This window comes from Neobacillus notoginsengisoli, assembly GCF_003515685.1.
Lineage (GTDB): Bacteria > Bacillota > Bacilli > Bacillales > Cytobacillaceae > Bacillus_D > Bacillus_D notoginsengisoli.
In genome coordinates this window covers 193,149-212,944 of record NZ_QWEG01000010.1, presented here as the reverse complement: position 1 = coordinate 212,944, position 19,796 = coordinate 193,149, and the positions used below count along the sequence as shown (strand labels likewise).

Below are 19,796 nucleotides of genomic sequence, written 5' to 3'. Positions count from 1 at the left end.
TTTAAAGCCAGAACTCCTTTTGTAAGTCTATAGCCTTACTCCTATTCTATCAAAAACAGCCGGCAAAACATATTGCTAGATTTTCGTTCATGATAAAATTCACTTTAGGTGTAACAAAAGCGCGGTCCATTCGTTGTATGGGTAGCGGGAGGAGGGAAGCGTTGGAAGAGTCGCGGATCGAAAAACTGGATGACTTGTACAGAAAGTATGCGAAGGGCTTGTACTATTACTTGCTCCGGCTCTCCGGCTCCCCTTCAGTTGCCGAGGATTTGGTCCAGGAAACCTTCCTAAGGGCAACGATATCGCTAAGCTTTTACCGGGATGAGGATGTAAGGCCCTGGCTCTACCGGATCGCCCGGAATATTTATATTGATGAATGGCGGCGCCGGCAGCGCTGGAAATGGGTTCCGTTCATTAGCAAGGATGAGATGATCAGCCCGTACGGCGTGCCTGAACAGGAGGCAATCACCAGCGAAACGGCTAGGGAACTGGCGGATTTGCTCGCGCTGTTGCCTGAAAACTATCGGACAATCCTGTATTTGCGTGAATACGAAGCGTTTACGTACAGCGAGCTTGAAGAAGCACTTGGTTTGACGGGTGCTCAAGTCAAAGTGCAATTGTACCGGGCAAGACAGAAGCTGAAACAGCTCGGCGCGAAGGAGGAATTTTGGCATGACCGAATGGACGAAGGATAAAGAAAAGAAAATATTGTGGAAGTACCGGTTTACGTTGACGATGAGGATCGTGCGCGTTTTGGCTGCAATCGCACTTTTATATGTTGTTTATATGATGGTCCTATCGTTTGGGTATTTCAAATCGGGAATCGGCGAGAAGAATAAGTTTATTGTCAGCCAGGCTTTTAACTGGACGCACCCTGGATTTTTTGCAAAAAATGAATCGCATATTGGGGCGGAAATCACTCCGTTCTTCAGCCAGGAGATTTCGCTGCCGATTATCCGGACAATTGGGATGAAAGAGATGCAGGTTGGTGCGCATGAAGTGACAAAAAGGGCTTTTTCTCCGTTTTCGTCAACGAGAACTACTTTAGTTAACCCGTCTGAGGAGGGATTTTCTTTTTTCCTGCCTGAGGACCCCCGGTCAGGTAAAAAACTGTCCTTAAAAGTAGACCCTGGCGTATGGTCAACATTAGAAAAAGTGCATGAAGGAACGGTTGCCGATTTCGCCTTTTCGACGAATCGCTATTACGAACCCGCGGAACTTCTCGAAGTGTTGGCCCCGTACGACGTCAATGTACTTTGGATGCCTTTGTATACAGGCGAGTTGAAGGAACTAAAGGATATTGGCTATTCTGTTGCTGGCGGGACCTATTTTTCAGTCGATGGAATTGGGATGTCAAGAGCACGGGAAACCGATGATTACCGCTCCTCCTCGGAAGTCGGTCTCCATGTAGAGACAATTAAGGAGAACGAGAAAATCATGCTCGCCAATATGGAAAAAATGCTCGATGCTGAGAATGCTAGTTATTTGGAGCAAGGGCTGGGACTGCGTTTCCTCGAGGAAAGGCATGAGTATTTGAAGAAAAATGGTTTCCAGGTGTACGGTGCTGTCGTAACCGGGCCTGTGAAGGAACTTTTGAAGCTGCGGGAACTGGAAACGATCCAGTCGGCCAAGGTTGGCGAGTTTGCTTATTGGAATTGGGGCGAATGATCGCATTGACTGGTGAATATGCAGAAAATACGAAAGGCCTCCCGCTGGTTGCAGCTGGGTGGCCTTTCGTTAATTGAGTGCTTGGTGTTATGCAAAATTCGAGTGAGTGACAGCTATACGAGTTTTCGGCCCGGAGCTGTCACGCAAACCAACCTTGAGTGACAACAATACAGATTTTGACCTGGTTGTTGTCACGCAAATCAACCTTGAGTGACAACAATACGGATTTTGACCTGGTTGTTGTCACGCAAACCGCACTTAAGTGACAACAATACGGATTTTTACCTGGTTGTTGTCACGCAAACCGCACTTGAGTGACAACTAAATGGATTTTGACACGGATGTTGTCACGCATACCGCACTTGAGTGACAACAATACGGATTTTGACACGGATGTTGTCACGCAAACCAACCTTGAGTGACAACAATACAGATTTTGACCTGGTTGTTGTCACGCAAACCACTTTTGAGTGACAACAAAACGGGGTTTGCCCTGGTTGTTGTCACGCAAACCACTTTTGAGTGACAACAAAACGGGGTTTGCCCTGGTTGTTGTCACGCAAACCGCACTTGAGTGACAACAATACGGATTTTGACACGGATGTTGTCACGCAAACCAACCTTGAGTGACAACAATACAGATTTTGACCTGGTTGTTGTCACGCAAACCACTTTTGAGTGACAACAAAACGGGGTTTGCCCTGGTTGTTGTCACGCAAATCAACCTTGAGTGACAACAAAACGGAGTTTGCCCTGGTTGTTGTCACGCAAACCAACCTTGAGTGACAACAATACAGATTTTGACCTGGTTGTTGTCACGCAAATCAACCTTGAGTGACAACAAAACGTTTTTTACCTGGTTGTTGTCAAGCATACCGCACTTGAGTGACAACAAAACGTTTTTTACCTGGTTGTTGTCACGCAAACCTCACTTGAGTTACAACAATACGGGCTTGGACCTGGTTGTTGTCACGCAAACAACACTTGAGTGACAACAAAATGGATTTTGACCAGCTTGTTGTCACGCATACCGCACTTGAGTGACAATAAAACCGGGTTTTACCTTGTTGTTGTCACGCAAACCTCACTTGAGTGACAACAATACGGATTTTGACCTGGATGTTGTCACGCAAACCTCACTTAAGTGATAACAATACGGATTTTGACCTGGATGTTGTCACGCAAACCGCACTTGAGTAACAACTAATGGATTTTGACACGGATGTTGTCACGCAAACCGAGAACACCGGGAACCCTCCACCTTTGCCCTCACCTGCTCCTCCGCGCGAAATCAACAAACCTGAATTTATCAAGGCGGTGGCGCGACTCGGTGTACTCGATCACCGATGCATTATCAAGATAAACGTTATTGCGGACGACGACGATATGGTCGTATCCTTTCAAATCGAGGTACTTCCGGTCTTCATCGGTACATTCCTCAACGGTAATTTCCTTGCGGGCAAAAGAAATGTTCAGCCCAAGTTCTTTTTCGAGGTACTCGTAAATGCTATCCTCGCAAATTTCCTTTGTGAGTCCGGGAACAAGCTTCTTTACGAAGAACGATTTATCAAGGATGATTCGCTCGCCCTCTTTTTCGCGGGTTCTAGCTATTTTCCAAACATCCTCCTTGGCCGGAATTTTCAGCTCAGTTTGCAGACAATCGTCCGGCTTCATAACATATAGCTCATGAACGGTTGTCGTGAATGGTTTGCCAACCTTTTCCGCCACTTCCTTGAAGCTGGTCAACCCGGAGACCGGGAAGTCGAAACGGCCAATATCAAGGACAACCGAGCCCTTCGCCTTTATTTTTTGGATATAGCCGTTTTGCGAGAGCAAATTAAGCGCTTTTCGAATTGTTTCCCGGCTTGTCCCGTAGCTTTCAGCGAGCTCGTTCTCAGAAGGCAGTTTTGTATGTTTTTTCAGTTTACCGGTCTCAATCTGGCCGGCAATGTCCTGATAAATGCTGTCATATTTATTCTTTACCATGTCCCTCACCTGATTCAAAAAATTAGGAGGCAGTCTTTCTGCCTCCCTTTTAATCATTAGTCATTCTAATCTTATAGGACTTCTGCAAAATTTGCCAAATAAATCCGGGCTTTCGGACTCTCCAACCGCTTTTTAAGCGCTGAGAGTCCGAATGGCAACATGATTCGGACTCTCCAACCGCTTTTTAAACGCTGAGAGTCCGAATGGCACACTGATTCAGACTCTCCAACCGCTTTTTAACCGCTAAGAGTCCGAATGGCACACTGATTCGGACTCTCTAGCAGGTTTTTAGGCGCTGAGAGTCCGAATGACACACTGATTCGGACTCTTTAACGACTTTTTAACTTCTAAGAGTCCGAATGCAGCTGGGATTGAAGATGATCAGACTAACTTCATTGTTTGCTAGTAAACAACCAAGTATTTTCCCGTGCCACGCCTGGTTTTTGGGACGCTGGCCGAGGTTCCAGAGCGCTGTACTCGTCTGCAAGGTCCTGCAAAACCCCGTCTTTCAAGCCCTGCCAAATAAGCTTTCCCTACTCACACCTATTTCAGATGGAATACAACAGATTCATACGGCCTTAATGTGAAGCGACGGTAATCTTCGGGATGGTCTTCGTAATTCGAGATGAGCACGCTGGCTTCCCCGCCCTCAACGCGGATATCCCCAGGCAGCTCAAACTGCGCGTTTTTGCCATAGAAATTATTGACGACTAGCAGCTTTTCGTTGTTCCAGTTGCGGACGTAGGCAAAAATTTGCTTATCGTCGCCGAGAATGAGCTGGTAGTCACCGTGCGTGATGATGTCGTATTCCTTGCGCAGCGCGATCAGCTTCTGGTAGTGGTAGAAAACTGAATCGCGGTCGGCAAGGGCCTGTTCGACGTTAATGTCCGGATAGTTGGCTGCGACGTTAATCCAAGGCGTTCCGTCGGTGAAGCCGGCATTTTCGGTCGCATTCCATTGGACCGGGGTCCGGGAGTTGTCGCGCGACTTGCTCTTGAGAATCTCAAGAATTTCGTTTTCGCTCATTCCGGCTTCTTTTTTTATTTTAAATATATTCAATGACTCTACGTCACGGTAGTCATCGATCGACTCGAAACCAGGGTTGGTCATGCCGATTTCCTCGCCCTGGTAAACGTACGGCGTTCCCTGCATCATGTGGACTGTCGTTGCAAGCATTTTCGCAGACTCCACGCGATACTTCCCGTCATCACCATAACGGGAGACAACCCGCGGCTGGTCGTGGTTGCACCAGAAAAGCGCGTTCCAGCCTCCGCCCTTGTTCATCTCTTCCTGCCACGTGGACAGAATATCCTTCAAAGCGAGGAAGTCGAAGTCGGCGAGCGTCCATTTTTCTCCGTTTTCGTAGTCGACCTTCAGGTGATGGAAGTTAAAGGTCATGCTGAGTTCGCGGTTTTCTGGATTGCTGTATTTGATGCAGTGTTCAATGCTTGTCGAGGACATTTCACCGACGGTCATACTGTCGTACTGGGAGAATGCCTCGCGGTTCATTTCTTTCATAAACTCATGCGCGCGCGGTCCGTCAGTGTAGAAACGGCGGCCGTCGCCTTCATAGTCGTTCGGGAAACTTTGATCCTTCGAAATGAGGTTGATGACGTCAAGCCTGAAACCGTCGACGCCTTTTTCGAACCAGAATTTCATCATGTCGTAAACGCGCTTGCGGACCTCTTCGTTCTCCCAGTTCAGGTCAGCTTGGGTGACGTCGAACAGGTGCAGGTAGTACTGGCTTGTCTGCTCGTCATATTCCCAGGCGTTGCCCCCGAACTTCGATTCCCAGTTTGTCGGCGGGCCGCCATCTACGCCGTCTTTCCAAATGTAAAAGTCACGGTACGGATTGTCCTTGGATTTTCGTGATTCCTGGAACCACGGATGCTCTGTGGATGTATGGTTGACGACAATGTCCATGATTAGCTTCATTCCGCGCTTGTGGGCTCCCTCAAGGAGTCGGTCGAAATCGTCCATCGTTCCATACTCCTCATGGATGTCAAAATAATCGCTAATATCGTAGCCGTTATCGCGTTGCGGGGATTTATAAATCGGGGTCAGCCAGATCACATCGACGCCAAGCTCCTTCAAGTAATCAAGCTTGCTCGTAATCCCCTCCAAGTCACCGACGCCCTTTCCCGTCGTATCTTTAAAACTCTTCGGATAAATCTGATATACAACTGATTTTTTCCACCATGGTTCTTTCATACTCATAATACAATCCACCTTCTTAAATAGGGGTGCCTCGTTAGGAATACCCCCGTATTTACGAAACATTGCTGAGTGCATTTATTGAGTGCCTGGCACTTTGACTCTTTACCAAAGATACCATTGGCAGCTAGGGCCAATGGTATCCGATTTTTTGATGAAGTTCGTGTTGAGAACGATTGCTTTTATGCGAGTTCGCCTTTTTTGGCTTTTGTTTTACCCCAGAGTAGTGTAAGGGCAATTGGCACCGCGATCGCAATTGCCATTCCAACGAAGAACGGTGCCCACTTTTGCGGAACGATGGACAAGAAGCCCGGCAGTCCGCCAACGCCGATGGAAGGCGCGATGACTTTGTTAAGCGTGATGAACATTCCGGCTAGCGCAGCGCCAATCATCGCTGAGATGAAAGCGAAGCGGAAACGGAGGTTTACCCCGAACATCGCCGGCTCGGTAATGCCGAGGTAGGCAGAGATGGCAGATGTAACGGATAGTCCTTTTAGCTTTTCATCCTTCAGCAGGAACATCATTGCAAGTGCGGCTGAACCTTGGGCAAGGTTGGACATCACAAGGATCGGCCACAGGAATGTGCCGCCTGTGCTTGTAATCAGCTGCAGGTCAACCGGCAGGAACGTATGGTGCATCCCTGTTACAACTAATGGTGCGTACAGTGCGCCGTAGACAAGTCCGCCGATGGCAGGCACTGTGTCAAAAATGCCTGTGAACAAATTTGTAATCCATTGACCGATAGTAAACGTAATCGGTCCGATTAGGATGAATGAAAGGAATCCTGTAACTAATAGCGCGATCGGCGCAACGAGCAGAAGCTGGAATGCGTCTGCGATTTTCGAACGCAGGAAGCGTTCTATCCTTGCCAAAACATACGAAGCGACGAGGACTGGCAAAACTTGTCCCTGGTAGCCGACCTTCTGGATGGACAAGCCGAACAAGTTCCAAGTCGGGATTTCGCCTTCCGCCTTCGCGGCGCCCCATCCCCAAGCATTCAAGAGGTCCGGGTGGACAAGCATAAGACCGAGGACAATCCCGAGCAGCGGGCTTCCCCCGAACCGGGTGACCGCCGACCAGCCGATTAGTCCCGGCAAGAAGACGAATGCCGTGTTCGCAATCAAGTTGATAATGCTTGCGAAGTCACCGAACTGAGGATGCACTTCGACAATCGATTTACCTGTGTAAAAAATGTCCGGCCCTGTCAGGACGTTATTAATTCCCATCAAAAGACCGGCAGTTACGATGGCTGGAAGAATTGGAATGAAAATATCAGCCAGTGTCTTGATGGCGCGCTGGAATGGGTTCAGGTTTTCCGCGGCTGCGTCCTTGATTTCCTGTTTGCTCTGGTGGGCTATGCCAGCCTGAGCGGCAAGCTCATTGTAGACTTTGTCAACAGTCCCCTGTCCAATAACAACCTGGTACTGTCCGCTGGTCGAGAACGAGCCTTTAACAGCATCAATCTTTTCAAGCTGTTCCTTATCTACTTTGCCTTCGTCCTTTAGCGCGAAACGCAGGCGTGTTACGCAGTGGGTCGCTGCGGCAATGTTGTCCTTGCCGCCGACTGCTTCAATTATTTCGGAAGCTGTCTTTTTGAGATCCATCTTTTTCCCTCCTAGTTTAATAGTGTTAGCGTTTTCTTTCGGGCCCGATCATATTCCTGGAGGAACTATCAACGTTCCTTTTCACCTAATTTTGGAAACACAAACCTTTTTTTGATAGATCCTTTATAAAGCCCTTTCCTGTATGCAAAAGCTGCCAGCTTTGGCTCTGAATCTGTGTGGCTTGCCACATTAGCTAACTTGTATATACAGGTTTCATATATTAGTATAACTTGTATATACAGGTTGGTCAATAGGTTGATTGGAATCGCTTTCTAGGTAAAATATTGTATTGCTTTTGATCCTTGTCCTTTTTTGGATAATGCGCGCGCAAAAATCCAAGTACCTGTCCGAATCAACATAAATAGGACAGGGAGAATTCTCCCTGTCCTAACTACTTCTCAAAGAAATCCAAGTGCCTGACTGAACCTATTTTGCCAAAAGCCTTAATGCTGTCCGTAGTTGCAAGTCATTCTTTTCGTTTTTTCGTTCCTTCAGAGCGGCTGCCTCGAGTGCCGACGCGGTCTTGGCGTCAATTTTGCCAGTTGGCTGCAAACGGGCCTGCTGCTGGAACGCTTTAACTGATCTGACTGTTCCCGAGCTAAAATAACCATCGGTTCTGCCAGGATGATACCCGAGCCCCTCAAGAATCACTTGGGCGTTTTTCACTTGCTCATTGTTCATATCCACCTTTAACGCTTCTTCCGAAGTAATTGGATGCGCCGAAAAGATTATTGGCTGCTCCACCTTTACGTCCGGCTTGATTCCTTTTCGGTGAATCCAATTTCCGTCAGGGGTGAGCCATTTGAAAAGCGTCAGTTTAATGTTTCCGCCATCATCGATTGGAAAGGCTTGCTGCACAGTTCCTTTCCCAAACGTCGTTTCTCCTATGAGCGGGTATCCCTCCGCCTCTTGCAAAGCACCGGCGAGAATCTCCGACGCGGATGCGCTGCCTTTATCGACAAGAACCACAATCGGATACGATTTTCCTTTTTTCAACGTTGAAAAGTACTGGTCCCTTTTTCCATTCCGCTTTTCTATTTGCACAAACGGCTTTTCACCGCTTACTAGTTCGCGAAGAATTGCCTCGACACTAACAAGCAAGCCGCCCGGATTGCCGCGCACATCGATGGCCAATCCTGAAATCCCCTTTTCCTCAAGGGCCTTCAGCTGTTTTTTGAAATCAGCGGCCGTCTCTTCGGCGAAGGAGGTGACTTCAATGTATCCAATTTGCTTTCCGTCCACTTTCTTCACATCAGAAAAAACGGTTTCCAAAGGGATTTGATCCCGCTTCACTTTGACGATAAACGGGTCTTTCACATTTTTCCGTTCAACCTCAATTTTGACGATCGTTCCTTTTTTTCCGCGGATCATGACGGTTGTTTGGTATAAATCAAGTCCGTCAACACGCTTGCCATCCACCTTTAAAATCCGGTCATGAGGTTTAAGGCCCGCCTTTTCCGCGGGGGAATTTTTGAAAGGGGCAACAATGACGATTTTCCCATCTTCCATTCCGACTTCGGCGCCTATCCCCTCAAACGATGACTCAAGCGACTCATTGAATTGCTGGGCCGTCTTCTTGTCCATATAAACCGAGTAAGGGTCATCTAGCTTTGCCAGCATTCCCTGAATCGCCCCTTCGACAAGGGCATCCTTTTCAACCTTTTCAACATACTGGCTGACAATCAGGTCGTATGCCTGGCTGACCCTCTCTAACCGTGCGGAATCCGCAGGCCCACTGCCCTTTTTCTTCGGAACTCCCGCAACATCCAGAGCAAACCCTGCCTCATGATCCTCCGCCCACTTCATCCCAGCATACGTCCCCGCCGACCCAACCGCCAGCGACAAAGCCATCAACAATGCCATCCACTTCCGCCTCATTCAAGCCACTCCCCACGTCTCACACCTATATTCACACAAAACACCGCTAGTCCTCCCGCAGCGTTCTTTACTCTACATATATGAACCAATCGGACGAGTTATGATTAATGAAGCAGGGGGACGGTTCCAGTGCTTCATTAATATGTACTATTAAAAAGATTTTTACGTAGCCGCTGCCCATTGGCTAAGTGGCGTTGCTGAGCACAAGTAAGTATTCCCAGTTTCTAGGAGCTTGATTCGGGTAAATAATCTATGTAGGCCGGCTTCGGCAGCACGATTGGAACCATAAGCCGCCCACACGAACAAAAGCGCAAGCGCCTTGGTCATCGCCGTACAAACTGGAAGGGCTTCGACTGAGATAAAGGAATCACGAAGAGCGCTAGCGATTCGATGATGACTTATCGTAGGGAGGAGACCTGAAGTTTGCTAGGCGATAGGCGCTGAAGCTAGAAGAAGCCATGCTTGGTAAATGAGTTATCCACAGTAGCGAATTCTATAGTTTTGTAAAAACAAAAAGAGCGGAGAAGCTGTTGCTTCTTCCGCCCTTTGCATTTGTAATATTGATTATCGTTCAAAAATATATAGGTAAGGTAATCATTGCGGCTGATTTCCACTCCAGGCGCTTCGCTTTCCGCGGGGCGTCAGTGGAGCCTCCTCGGCGCTTTGGCGCCTGCGGGGTCTCCACCTTGCCGCTACAGCCCGCAGGAGTCTTCGCGCCTTCCGTTCCAATCAGCAGATTTGTAAGCCTTAACGCTAATCAATCTTCTCTAAAAGGTAAGTATTATCTCGGAACTCCGTATGCGAATGGGTTTACTGCATTGGATTTACTTTGGTTCCAACCACCTTTATGGAGTTCAAAGTGCAAGTGTTTGCCTGTTGAGTGGCCGGTGTTGCCCATGTAGCCGATAAACTGGCCTTTGGAAACAACACTACCTGTCCCGACAGAACGGCTATCCAAGTGTGCATATACAGTTGTATACGTCTGGCCGTTAATGGAATGGGCAATAAAGATAACATTTCCATAACTGCTGGAATAATATGAATTACTTACAACACCACTGGCAGCCGCAACGACAGGAACATTTGCAGAGCGGTTTGCCCAGTCAACACCATAGTGGAACGTTCCCCACCGAGCGCCGAATCCTGATGTGTTTACACCTGTTGTCGGCTTCATAAAGTTACCTGCCGTCACAACAGGTTTTGCAACAGGGGCAGACGGGGTAGGTGCCGGAGTTGACGACGAATGGGAAGATGAACTTCCGCCACTATTACTATTCGTCGTAGCAGATGCCTTCGCAGCAGCTGCTTTCGCCGCTGCTGCGGCTTCCGCTGCGGCACGGGCTGCCGCCTCTTTACGAGCACGCTCGGCTTCCTCTGCAATGCGAACCTTTTCAAGCTCAATTGCCTTTGCCATGGCTGCTTCCTGCGAGCTTAAGATTGCCTCTTCCTCAGCAAGCTCCATTTTATGGTCATGCTCTTCCTGTTCCTGCTCGACAAGTTCTTTCATCAGCTTGTCCTTCTCGCTGCGCTGGGAGGCAAGCTGTTTTTTCATCACTTCGAGGTCGGCAAGCATCTTTTTCAAAGATGCCAGCTCACTTTCAACTTGCTTCTGTTTCTTTTCCAACTCATCTTTATCAGCCTGATGCTGTTCAAGAATTTCTTTGTCCGCTTCCATGAACGTCGCGACAGCATTTGCGCGGTCAACAAAGTCACTAAAGCTCGTCGCGCCCATTAATACATCAATATAACTGACCATTCCGCCGTTTTCCTGGAAATTACGGGCACGATCCTTTAATAGCTCATTGCGCTGGGCAATTCGCTCCTGCAAAACTTTGATTTCACCTTGGAGCTTTTGAATCTCCATTTGAGTATCTTTAATATCTTGTTCTTTGACGCGGATTTTTTCGTTCGTGTCGCTAATCGCAAAGTCGAGGCGCTTTATTTCTGCGTTTACCTTTTGCTGCTCGCCTTGAAGCCTCTTAATCTCTTTGTCAGCTTCCTGAATGTTTGTATTTACATTATTACGCTCTGACTGGATTTCCTGCTTTTGATTTTGCAGGTTTGATAGTGTGGAAGCTTCTGTTTGTATGCCCCCGAATAAACTCCCTATGCCTACCGCCGCTGATACGGTAAGCGCCATGACTGATCTTCTCACTTCCCGATTTCTCCTTTCCAATGAACCCTTGTACAGGTAAATCGTGTCTATTTTTGTTGGAACTTTTCATTATGTTCTATCGTCTATTTTGCAAAGGCCTTCTTTCATCCGGCCTGTATCTTCAATTAAATTCTGAGAAACTTCCTGACAGACATCGTGCTTCCCCAAATTCCAATTAATGCGCCCATCAGGACGAGAACCCCTGATACCTGGTACATGAACGGGTCAAACGGATGGATCTGGATAAAATGACCTTCCAGCAATGGGGCTAGGTATGCGTATGCATGGTAATAGGCAATCGAAAGCAGGATGATTGGAATGACTGAACCAAGAATTCCTAGCCAGAGGCCTTCAAGGAAAAATGGCCAGCGGATGAAAGCATTGGTTGCCCCAACCAATCTCATAATCTGAATTTCTCTTCTTCTGGCAATGATCGTAATTTTTATCGTATTTGAAATGAGGAATACTGCGGTAAACAACAGACCCGCAATCAGCGCCAGCCCAACATTCCGGCTTGCACCAATGAATTTAAACAGGTTTTCGACACTGTCCTGCCCGTATTTCACCTTATGGACAAATTCCATCTTATTAATCTTATCGGCCGCTTTCATCGTATCTTCAGGATTTGTCGTCTTTACAATAAATACATCATTCAAAGGATTATCCTGTTCGAACAGCTTATAGGACTCACCTAGATTTTTTATCAGAATCTCCAGTTCCTCTTCTTTTGAGGAAAAGCCAATGGTCTTGACTTCCGGAAGGGCGTCAATCTCTTCCTTTAGTTTTTGCTGCTTGGCTTGATCGGCAGTCTTATCGATGTGTACGCGGATTTCCACGTCCTCTTCAATGGTTGTTGCCACTTTGTTGAGGTTCATCATTATAATGAAAAAGACGCCGACAAGGATGAGTGTAACAGTTACAGCACCAACAGATGCAAACGTCATCCAGCCGTTTCTTCCAATACTTTTCAGGCTTTCCCGTGCATGGCGTCCCAAGGTTCTAGGCTTCATAACCGTAGTCACCTCTTTGCTCATCACGGACAATAATACCTTCTTCAATTGCAATAACGCGATGCTTGATTGTGTTCACGATTTCCTTGTTGTGGGTCGCCATCACGATTGTGGTTCCCCTCGTATTGATTTCTTCAAATATTTTCATGATTTCCCACGATGTATCTGGATCAAGGTTTCCAGTAGGCTCATCGGCAATGACAACCTTCGGGGAGTTGACGATTGAGCGCGCGATTGATACACGCTGCTGTTCGCCCCCTGAAAGCTCGGTTGGCAGCATTCTGGCTTTATGCTTAAGGCCAACGAGATCCAGGACCTCCATGACGCGCTTTTTGATAATCTTCGGCTGCTCCTCAATCACTTCAAGAGCAAACGCGACATTTTCAAAAACCGTTTTTGTCGACAAAAGCTTGTAGTCCTGGAACACCACACCTAAGTTCCGACGAAAGATCGGTACTTTCTTATTCTTTAATTTTGCTATATTAATACCGTTGATGAGGATAGATCCGGACGTTGGGGCTTCTTCGCGGTACATCATTTTGATGAACGTTGTTTTCCCTGCTCCGCTCGGCCCGACCACGTAGACGAATTCGCCTTTCGCAATCTTTACATCTATTCCATTCATGGCAGTAACTCCATTAGGATACTTTTTATAAACATTTTGCATTTCTATCATTTAATAATCACCTTAATTGTATTTGTCACATGAGTGTTCTCCGATGACTGAACTGCGTTAGACAATATTCTCGTAAATTGGACAAAATAACCATTGTGGTTTTTAACACAAACCCATTATACCATTCAAAGCCTGTAAATAAAGGGGTTGAAATATTACAGTTTCTTTTCAAAAGAGTCGAATTTTGGCATAATTACCCTCTGTTGGTTAATTTATCATTACCAAACCTTCTATAAACATAATAATTAGACTAACTATTACCATGGCAGCAATAGTAAATAAAGGAATCAGCAAGCAAAAAAAGTTTTTCCAAATATCATTTCATTTTCGCATCTTTATGACAAACAGATAACAGATCATCAGTGAACAGAAATTGAACATTGCAAAATCGATAGGTTTCCTACAGTGAAACTGTGTTAAAACAGAAGAAAAAATAGACGGTTTCACGCCAACTTTACTTTTAAAGCCTCTTTTCCGCAAAAAAAAGGCGCCCTGCCAACTGCGCAGCACGCCTATCATCAATTTACTAAATGTAAGTTTATTTCTTTTCAGCCAGCCACCCGGCAACCTTGTCAGCATCGTCGCCTTTATAAAGACCTGCTGGCATGCCGCCGCCTTTTCCATTTTCAATGATATCCTTGATCTCATCCTTGGAGTAATGGCTTCCAACCTTTGTCAGGTCAGTCCCCGCGCCACCTTTTAGGTCACCGCCATGACAGCCTGAACATTTTTGCTGATACATTTTCTCCGGATCCGCGGATGCAGACTCTTTGCCGCCGCCATCTCCGCCGCCGCCGCATGCCGCAAGCACCATTGAAGTACCCATTAGCAAAGCAAGTAATTTTTTCTTCATACATATATCCCCTTTAGCAATGTTAGTAAACACTAGTTAATTATACCAATATTATTCTCTTTTGAAACCCTCACCCAATACCTCTGCCGCATCCATGACGATAACAAACGCTGACGGATCAATGTTTTTCACCAATTGTTTCAATTTTGTGAACTCCGTTTGGTCAACCACGCACATGAGGACAGGCTTCTCTGAATCGGTAAAACCGCCATACGCTGATAATCTGGTCACGCCCCGGTCGATTTTACTCAAAATCCCTTCCCTTACTTCGTCCTGGTGATTCGTAATGATCATCGCCATTTTTGAGCGTCCGAATCCGACTTGGACAAGGTCAATCGTTTTGCTCGTCACATAAAGACCAATCAATGCATAAAGGCCTCGCTCAATATCAAAGACAATCGCCGCGGCCAGGACAATCAACCCGTCAATTAAAGCGACACAGCGCCCCAGCGTCAAACCGGTATATTTATTAATAATCTGGGCCGCAAGATCGGTTCCGCCTGTTGAAGCCCTTCCGCGGAACACAATCCCAAGGCCTAGTCCAACGCCAATCCCGCCAAACAAGGCCGCAAGAAGCGGGTCCTTCGTCCACGGTTCAAGATTGGCAGAGGCCAAGACGACGAATGGCAAAAATGCCGTCCCAATCAGCGTCTTCACTCCGAATTGCCGTCCAAGTAAAACTACACCCGCAATAAACAGAGGTATATTGAGCGACCATTGCACAAACGCGGGCTCCCATCCGAATACAGAATCCAAAATGGTTGAAATCCCGCTCACACCGCCCGAAGCAATCTTGTTCGGCAAAAGAAACAAATTAAACGACAGCGCCACAATCGCCGAACCCGCAAGGATAAACAAATATTCCAGCAATCGTTCAGCCCGGGTCCCTGAAAGCCTGGCCTTCCTGCGTCTTCTCAAAAACGAGCCCTCCTTCTCTATATAACCTTTAATCGGATCATCTAATCAAATTTTTAAACTATGCAATGCTAGAGTATAGCATTCACAGGAAGCTAGGCGCAAATACAAGCAGAACAGGAATCCTTTATTAAAGGTTGTCCCCAATAAAAAGCTGATAAAAAAGATTTTACAGGTCAAAAATGCGAAACCTGTGGATAAATACTTTTTTCAATCCTGGACTATGTTGATAACTTAATTTTGGAACCCGATTTTACAAGTGCACTGTTAATAACCCACGATAGCGGACTCTACTTTTGCATGAAATCTTGTGGATAAATAAGTTATCCACTGAAAACTGTTGAAAAACCCTTCGATACTCCACAATCAAAACAAGCCTTTGCCGACTGAACATGAATGCCGGCAAAGGCTTAAATTTTGCAAAAACAATCTTCTACCTACAAGAAGCTTACGACAGTTTCGAACGCAAGTAGGAATCGATGAACGGATCCAGTTCCCCGTCCATCACAGCCTGAATATTCCCCGACTCCGTCCCCGTCCGGTGATCCTTCACCATTGAATACGGATGGAACACATACGAACGGATCTGGCTTCCCCAGCCAATTTCCTTTTGCTCGCCGCGAATCTCCGCCATTTGCTTCTCCTTCTCCTCAATCTCACGCTGGTACAGCTTCGCCTTCAGCAAATTCATCGCCCGCTCACGGTTCTTGATCTGCGACCGCTCCGTCTGGCACGTCACAACCACGCCTGTCGGAACATGCGTAATTCTGACCGCCGAGTCCGTCGTATTGACGTGCTGTCCGCCCGCACCGCTCGACCGGTACGTATCAATCTTCAAATCCTCTGTCCGGATGTCAATCTCAATCTCATCATTAAACTCCGGCATCACCTCGCACGAAACGAACGACGTATGGCGGCGGCCAGACGAATCGAACGGCGAAATCCTTACAAGTCGGTGCACACCCTTCTCCGCCTTCAAATATCCGTACGCATTATGCCCTTTAATCGAAAGCGTCACACTCTTGATGCCAGCCTCGTCACCCGGCAAATAATCAAGCGTCTCGACCTTGAAGCCGCGCTTCTCCGCCCAGCGGGTATACATCCGTAAGAGCAGCGAACCCCAATCCTGGGACTCCGTTCCACCCGCGCCCGGATGCAGCTCTAAGATCGCATTATTCTTATCATAAGGTTCGCTCAGCAGCATATCCAGCTCATACTCATCCAGACGCGCCGTCAACTCGGCAAGCTGCTCCTCCAGCTCAGCCTGAAAATCCTCATCAGGCTCCTCCTTCAGCAACTCAAACGTCACTTCCAAATCCTCATACGCCTCATTCATCTCAAAAAACGCATGAACCTGATCCTTCAGCGCATTCGCCTCATTGATCACCCGCTGCGCCGCATCCTGGTCATTCCAAAAATCCGGATGCAACATCTCATTGTCCAGCTGCGCAATCCGGGCCTCCTTCTCCTCTAAGTCAAAGAGACCCCCTAAAGCCCGCTAATCGCTTAGCTGTTTTCTCCAACTCATGCCTAATATCTGAAAACTCCATATTAATCACCTCAAAAACCTTTCCAATAAAATATTTCTTATACAGTATATACCGTCAAACCCCGTTTGCCAAAACCCCTGGCAAAATAAAAAGCCGCAGAAGCCCAGCTACGCAGCCCCCTTGACGCATAACCCGCTTTGCAGCCTCGTGTCGCAACAGCATTTAGCAGGCTTAAAACCCGGGACATCTCAAAACCGGGAAGCGAATCTTACGCGACAGAAATACCGGTTTTTAGCAATCCTCTCGCGAATAGGATGCTTGGGACAGAGATGTACCTTTTTGACTTGGCTCTGTCCCAACAACCAAACCAGTTTTACTATCCGCAACAAAAAGAAAAAGAGGAACCGATGCAATACAATCAGTTCCCCATTTATATAACAACTAGTCTCTTACCCCGCCCCGTGGCAGTTCTTGAACTTTTTGCCGCTGCCGCAGTGGCATGGGTCATTGCGGCCGATGTTCGTTTTCTTGATGACAGGCTTTTTTTTCACTTTCTCCCCGTCTTCCTTCGGGTTGACTGCATGGCCTTTGGCAACTTCCTGTCGCTGCAGGTTGCTGCGGATTTCCGCCTTCATGATATAGCGGGAAACCTCTTCCTCAATGGAAAGAACCATGCTCTCAAACATCGCGAAGCCTTCAGCCTGGTATTCACGAAGCGGATCGGTCTGGGCATAGGCGCGTAGATGGATTCCCTGGCGAAGCTGATCCATTGCGTCGATGTGGTCCATCCACTTCGAGTCAACCGCGCGCAGAACGATGACTTTCTCGAACTCGCGCATCTGATCAGGCTCAAGGATTTCTTCTTTCTCATCGTAGCGCTGTTTTACTTTTGCAAAAATGGCCTCGGCCATCTCGTCTGGCTCTTTGCCAGTCAGGTCCGCAAGAGTGATGTCGCCTTCGCGGAGCAGATTGGCAGCGGTGTAGTCAACCAATCCCTGAAGATTCCATTCCTCTTCATCTACGTTCCTTGGCGCGAATGTATCAACCTCGCGTTCAATTGTATGTTTAATCATATTTTCAACAATGTCGCGAAGGTTTTCAGCATCTAGCACTTCGTTGCGCTGCGCATAAATAATTTCACGCTGCTGGCGCAAGACATCATCGTATTGAAGGAGCTGCTTCCGCGCGTCAAAGTTATTTCCTTCAACGCGTTTCTGCGCTGACTCGACCGCGCGCGAAACCATTTTGCTCTGGATCGGCTGGGAATCATCCATGCCGAGGCGCTCCATCATCGCTTTCATATTATCTGAACCGAAGCGGCGCATCAGCTCATCTTCCATCGAAAGGTAGAACTGGGTTACCCCCGGATCTCCCTGACGTCCTGATCGTCCGCGCAGCTGGTTGTCAATCCGGCGTGACTCATGGCGCTCCGTACCGATGACGGCAAGCCCGCCAACCTCAACGACACCTTCGCCAAGCTTAATATCAGTACCACGGCCGGCCATGTTGGTCGCAATCGTAACGGAGCCCGGCTCGCCCGCTTCAGCGATGATTTCCGCTTCACGGCCATGGTTTTTCGCGTTTAGGACGTTGTGCTTGATGCCCTTCTTCTGCAAATATTTTGAAATAAGCTCGGACGTTTCAATCGCGACGGTACCGACAAGGACCGGCTGGCCTTTTTGATGGCGCTCGGCAATGTCTTCCACAACCGCGCGGAATTTCCCGTCCATCGTTGCATAAATCAAATCCGGACGGTCATCACGGACAATCGGCCGGTTCGTCGGAATGACGATAACGTTCATATTATATATATTGCGGAATTCCTCTTCTTCCGTTTTTGCCGTACCGGTCATACCGGCAAGCTTCTCGTACATCCGGAAGTAGTTCTGGAATGTGATTGTCGCAAGCGTCATGCTTTCATTTTGGACTTCGAGTCCTTCTTTTGCTTCAATCGCCTGGTGGAGCCCCTCTGAGTAGCGGCGGCCCTTCATCAAGCGGCCGGTAAACTGGTCAACAATGACGATTTCGCCGTCTTGGACAACGTAATCAATATCTAGATGCATCGACGCGTTTGCCTTGAGCGCCTGGTTGACATGGTGGTTTAATGTCACGTGGTTGATGTCAAAAAGGTTTTCGATCCCAAAGGCGCGCTCTGCTTTCGAAATCCCCTGCTCCGTCAGCATGACTCCTTTTGTTTTCTCATCATACGTATAATCCTGATCCTTCGTCAGCGTCCGGACAAATGCGTTGGCCTGCATGTAGAGCGACGTGGACTTTTGCGCCGTACCGGAAATGATCAGCGGTGTCCTCGCTTCGTCAATCAAAATCGAGTCAACCTCGTCAATGACCGCATAAAAAAGCGGGCGTTGAACTTTTTGTTCCTTATATAACACCATGTTGTCCCGGAGATAGTCGAACCCGAATTCGTTATTCGTACCGTAGGTAATATCGGCCTCATACGCTTCCTGCTTCTCTTCCTTTGTCATGCTGTTCAGGTTCAGCCCGACCGTTAAGCCAAGGAAATTGTACAGCTGGCCCATCTCAGTAGCGTCACGGCTGGCGAGGTATTCGTTGACAGTTACAACGTGCACGCCCTTACCAGACAACGCATTCAAGTAAACTGGCATTGTCGCTGTCAGCGTTTTTCCTTCCCCTGTTTTCATCTCGGAAATATTCCCCTCGTGCAGGGAAACACCACCCATGAGCTGGACAGGATAAGGATATAGGCCAAGGACACGGCGGGCCCCTTCACGGACAACCGCAAATGCCTCGACGAGCAAATCGTCGAGTGTTTCACCGTTTTGGTAACGCTGCTTGAACTCGTCTGTTTTTGCGCGAAGCTCATCATCCGTCAGCTTTTCCATCTCACCGGCGAGCGCCTCAATTTTCCCGGCAATTTTAGTCAGCTTCTTTAGCTCGCGTTTATTCATATCAAACAGTTTATTTAAAATGCCCATCTCAAACGCTCCTTCTTCTACTCAGCATTCAAACCCCATAAGGAGAAAGGATTCTCTTCTATACCACGAATTTCCTTTAAAAAGAATTCGCCAATTTCTGTTACCATCTTACCACTTCCGCTATGCAGTGACAACAGAAGCCCACCCCTGGCTTTTGGAAAAAAACTTGATTTCCGCTGCGGGCACACGCTTTCCGCGGGGCGTCAGTGGAGCCTCCTCGGCGCTTAAGCGCCTGTGGGGTCTCCACCTTGCCGCTTCATCCCGCTGGAGTCGGTGCCCTCCGCTCCAATCAATGGTTTAGAAGTTACTATGGTATTAACAACTTACTACAAAAGATCGCTTTATAAAAATGATTCAGATTTGGCAAAGTTTCTTGGTCCTTTTTGCGTC

13 protein-coding genes are annotated in these 19,796 nt (G+C 47.6%); 2 read left to right on the top strand and 11 right to left on the bottom strand.

The annotated features are described in order from the left end of the window. Window positions 1-161: 161 nt before the first annotated feature. The gene (locus D1B31_RS16490) at window positions 162-695 is read left to right on the top strand and encodes a sigma-70 family RNA polymerase sigma factor (protein ID WP_240035308.1); all 534 of its coding nucleotides are present in this window, start codon (window positions 162-164) and stop codon (window positions 693-695) included. Beyond that, window positions 673-1,668: an anti-sigma factor gene (locus tag D1B31_RS16485; RefSeq protein WP_118922378.1), complete on the top strand. Its 996-nt coding sequence runs from the start codon at window positions 673-675 to the stop codon at window positions 1,666-1,668. The genes D1B31_RS16490 and D1B31_RS16485 overlap by 23 nt, the downstream gene beginning before the upstream one ends. A 1,269-nt stretch (window positions 1,669-2,937) precedes the next feature. On the opposite strand, the gene treR is transcribed toward D1B31_RS16485, so the two are convergent. From treR to secA, 11 genes are all read right to left on the bottom strand, one after another. Further along, the gene (gene treR / locus D1B31_RS16480) at window positions 2,938-3,654 is read right to left on the bottom strand and encodes a trehalose operon repressor (RefSeq protein WP_118922376.1); all 717 of its coding nucleotides are present in this window, start codon (window positions 3,652-3,654) and stop codon (window positions 2,938-2,940) included. Window positions 3,655-4,197: 543 nt separating this feature from the next. Next, complete coding sequence (gene treC, locus D1B31_RS16475) at window positions 4,198-5,865, bottom strand: alpha,alpha-phosphotrehalase (RefSeq protein ID WP_118922460.1); 1,668 nt, start codon at window positions 5,863-5,865, stop codon at window positions 4,198-4,200. Between the two features lie 185 nt (window positions 5,866-6,050). Beyond that, the gene (gene treP / locus D1B31_RS16470; protein WP_118922374.1) at window positions 6,051-7,472 is read right to left on the bottom strand and encodes a PTS system trehalose-specific EIIBC component; all 1,422 of its coding nucleotides are present in this window, start codon (window positions 7,470-7,472) and stop codon (window positions 6,051-6,053) included. Window positions 7,473-7,898: 426 nt separating this feature from the next. Beyond that, window positions 7,899-9,350, bottom strand: coding sequence for a S41 family peptidase (locus D1B31_RS16465; RefSeq protein WP_118922372.1), 1,452 nt, complete (start codon window positions 9,348-9,350; stop codon window positions 7,899-7,901). A 781-nt stretch (window positions 9,351-10,131) separates the two neighbouring features. Further along, a complete protein-coding gene (locus tag D1B31_RS16460; RefSeq protein ID WP_118922370.1) occupies window positions 10,132-11,505 on the bottom strand; it encodes a murein hydrolase activator EnvC family protein in 1,374 nt (457 codons plus the stop codon). A gap of 125 nt (window positions 11,506-11,630) precedes the next feature. Continuing rightward, a complete protein-coding gene (ftsX, locus tag D1B31_RS16455; RefSeq protein ID WP_118922368.1) occupies window positions 11,631-12,515 on the bottom strand; it encodes a permease-like cell division protein FtsX in 885 nt (294 codons plus the stop codon). Further along, window positions 12,505-13,191 carry a cell division ATP-binding protein FtsE gene (gene ftsE, locus D1B31_RS16450; RefSeq protein WP_118922366.1) on the bottom strand — a complete coding sequence of 229 codons (687 nt, stop codon included), beginning with the start codon at window positions 13,189-13,191 and terminating at the stop codon, window positions 12,505-12,507. The genes ftsX and ftsE overlap by 11 nt, the downstream gene beginning before the upstream one ends. A gap of 538 nt (window positions 13,192-13,729) precedes the next feature. After that, window positions 13,730-14,044: a cytochrome c551 gene (gene cccB, locus D1B31_RS16445; RefSeq protein WP_118922364.1), complete on the bottom strand. Its 315-nt coding sequence runs from the start codon at window positions 14,042-14,044 to the stop codon at window positions 13,730-13,732. Between the two features lie 51 nt (window positions 14,045-14,095). Continuing rightward, entirely contained in the window at window positions 14,096-14,962 is an 867-nt protein-coding gene (locus D1B31_RS16440) for a YitT family protein (RefSeq protein WP_118922362.1), read from the bottom strand. A 445-nt stretch (window positions 14,963-15,407) separates the two neighbouring features. Continuing rightward, window positions 15,408-16,509, bottom strand: a protein-coding gene (gene prfB, locus D1B31_RS16435; RefSeq protein ID WP_118922360.1) for a peptide chain release factor 2 whose coding sequence is annotated in 2 segments (ribosomal slippage) — window positions 15,408-16,436 and window positions 16,438-16,509 — 1,101 coding nt in all. Because the reading frame shifts where the segments join, the coding sequence is not laid out codon by codon here. A gap of 389 nt (window positions 16,510-16,898) precedes the next feature. Continuing rightward, complete coding sequence (secA, locus tag D1B31_RS16430) at window positions 16,899-19,406, bottom strand: preprotein translocase subunit SecA (protein ID WP_118922358.1); 2,508 nt, start codon at window positions 19,404-19,406, stop codon at window positions 16,899-16,901. Window positions 19,407-19,796 lie beyond the last annotated feature (390 nt).